This is a genomic window from Chamaesiphon sp. VAR_69_metabat_338 (assembly GCF_031423935.1).
Lineage (GTDB): Bacteria > Cyanobacteriota > Cyanobacteriia > Cyanobacteriales > Chamaesiphonaceae > Chamaesiphon.
This window is the reverse complement of the sequence record NZ_JANPGM010000330.1, coordinates 1-2,650: the sequence shown is the minus strand read 5'-3', so window position 1 is coordinate 2,650 and position 2,650 is coordinate 1. Positions and strand designations below refer to the sequence as shown.

At 49.3% G+C, this 2,650-nt stretch carries 2 protein-coding genes; both read right to left on the bottom strand.

Going from position 1 to position 2,650, the window contains the following annotated elements:
* Positions 1-23 precede the first annotated feature (23 nt).
* Positions 24-1,682: a response regulator gene (locus tag RMO84_RS09480; RefSeq protein WP_310488227.1), complete on the bottom strand. Its 1,659-nt coding sequence runs from the start codon at positions 1,680-1,682 to the stop codon at positions 24-26.
* Positions 1,683-1,743: 61 nt separating this feature from the next.
* Positions 1,744-2,650: HAMP domain-containing sensor histidine kinase (locus RMO84_RS09475; RefSeq protein WP_310488226.1), on the bottom strand; the 907-nt coding region annotated here is incomplete at its 5' end.

The window sequence follows — 2,650 nt, the reverse complement described above, 5'->3', positions numbered from 1 at the left end:
ACCTAAAGCCTAAAGCCTACCCCCTACCCCAACACCCGATCGATCTGACGCACCAGATCGATCGGCAGAAATGGTTTGGCAACAATATTTACGACCCCCAACTCCTGCAATCGCTGTTGTGAGGGGATATGACGGCTGGCTGTCAACAGAATGACCGGAATGATTTTAGTCGGATCTTGGGCGCGCAACTGGCGTAAAAAAGCCAATCCATCCATTTCGGGCATCATCATATCCAAGACGATCGCATCGGGAGTATTCGTGGCGATTTCGATTAAACCCTCACGTCCAGAAGCCGCAGTCAGAATATCCCAACCTTTGAGTTTGTGCAGACACATCGAGACAATTTCGCGGATGTTGCGATCGTCATCAATAATTAAGACGCGCTTGGCAACTCGATCTGGCAGCGGTAACGAGCGCTGACGCGCTGCTGAATGTACCAACGCCTGCTTGGATTTGACCCGCGCACTGACTGGAACGATCGCTGGTTTTTTCTTGAGGTATTTATCGATCGTTTTGACGATCGCTTCAGCCTGAATTGGTTTACTTAAAAAGCCATTAGCACCGATAAATTTAGTCCGTACCCGATCGATCAAACCATCGCTACCAGTTAAAATAATCACCGGCACGTTAGCTAAGGACGGTGTTTTGCGAATTTGTTCGCAGACTTCATACCCATTAGTAACTGGCATCACCAAATCTAAAAAGATCAGATCTGGCTTATTTCTAATCAAGCTGGGAATAATTTTGAGCGGATCTTGGACGCCAAAAGCGCGATGACCGTGGGCGGTAATGATTTGCTCTAAATTTTTATAAACAGTCAGACTATCATCGACACAAGCAATCAGCGAGCCAACTTTTTTAGGGACGCTCGCCTTGTTAGCCGCGATCTCCGCAGTATCGCTAGCCCAGGAACTCAGATCGTGTCGATCGAGGATTTTCGGATCGGCGTTTAGCCCTGAGTCAGGTAAATTTCCGTCGATCGCGCTCGAACCGATCGGGGATAGCGCAATCAGTCTGGCTGTTAATAATGGTAATAAATATTTGCCAACATCGATTAATTTTTGATGCCGATCGATTGCCAAGCTCCGCAGCGTTTTTCGATCGTCAATGGCTGAAATTAAGGCTTGTAAGTCTGGGGTGCCATTAACTGCCATTGAGATTTGTACTGACTTATCGATAACTGGTACCAAACTAGGCGCGTAGCTAGCAAGACCGGCTTTTTTCCATTCTTGCCAATCCTGAATCGTTTCGGTCAGAATTGCTTGTATTTCCAATAAGGGCAGTACCGATTTTACATAATTGTTATTATTATTATCAACAGGAATTAGCTGATAAAATAAGCGATCGCCTTGATTTTGACTGAATTGAATGATATCAAATAAAACTTCTTTCGCCGCACAGGATTGGGCGAGTTGATTGGCATTTAAGAGGGCTTCTTGCCGATCGTCGGCGACGTTCTTTGGCTGGATCTGAGCCGCTAAGGCCAAATTTCGCCGCCACCGCTCGATCGCATCGATCCCCCCGCTCATGCCTGCCAAGCGTCCGGCGGTAAAGCACAACATCCAATTGGGGACATGTTCGACTCGCACGATTAAATTACCACTAAAAGCCTCAGTTCTAATTTGATTGAACTGAGTGATTAAGTCTTTAAATTTGACGTTATTTGGACTTGTGGTAATCATGGGGAGCGGGGAGCGGGGAGCGGAGGGTTGGATTAGATAAAGCTGCTGTATTTAAGGTGCCCTAGTTCGATCGAGTTTTATCCATTGGTTGCGGTAACGTCACAAAAAACGTACTACCGTGCCCCCATTTACTTTCGACCCAAATCTGACCCTGATGTTGCAACGCGATCGATTTGCAAATTGCCAAGCCTAATCCCGTACCGCCTTTGTCGCGCGCATCGGAGGCATCGACTTGTTGAAAGCGGTTAAAGATAGTTTCGATTTTATTAGCGGGGATGCCGCGTCCGCGATCGACGATCGCAAACTGGATGCGTTGGGCGGGGAGTGGCTCCGAGCCATATCCCACCCTCCCATCATCGACGAGGGTAGCGCAGATCGAGACGGTACTCCTTGGCGGTGAAAATTTGATGGCATTATCGAGCAAATTGGTAAAAATCTGGATCAGCCGATCGGGTGCGACCCAAATCTGGACGGTGGGGCAATCGACCTCGATCGTTACCTGTGCGGCGGCTGCCAGACTGCTCATTACCTCGATCGAGCGGCGCACGATCTCGTGTGCGTCGCACCACTCTCGCTCGACGCGATTGCCGTGTGCGGCTAGCTTTTCCAGATCGAGGATGTTATTAACCAGCCGCACAAGCCGTTCGGTTTCGATCGCGGCAATTTCGATCGTCCGTTTCATCTGCGCTGGTTCGTTATCGAAGACGCCCATGGCTAATAGTCCCAATGCGCCGCGCATCGAAGTCAGTGGCGTCCGCAGCTCGTGACTGACGATGCCGATAAATTCGTCTTTGAGTCGTTCGACAGCTTGACGGCGATCGAGATCGGCGTTGAGCAGTTGCAAGTTCAATTCGGCTTGTTTGCGCTGTGTCAACTCAATCTGGGCTTGGGCATAGAGATCCGCCTGCTGGATGGCAATGCTGACTTGACTGGCTAAGCGATCGACTAGCTCGATTTCCGCAGGTTGC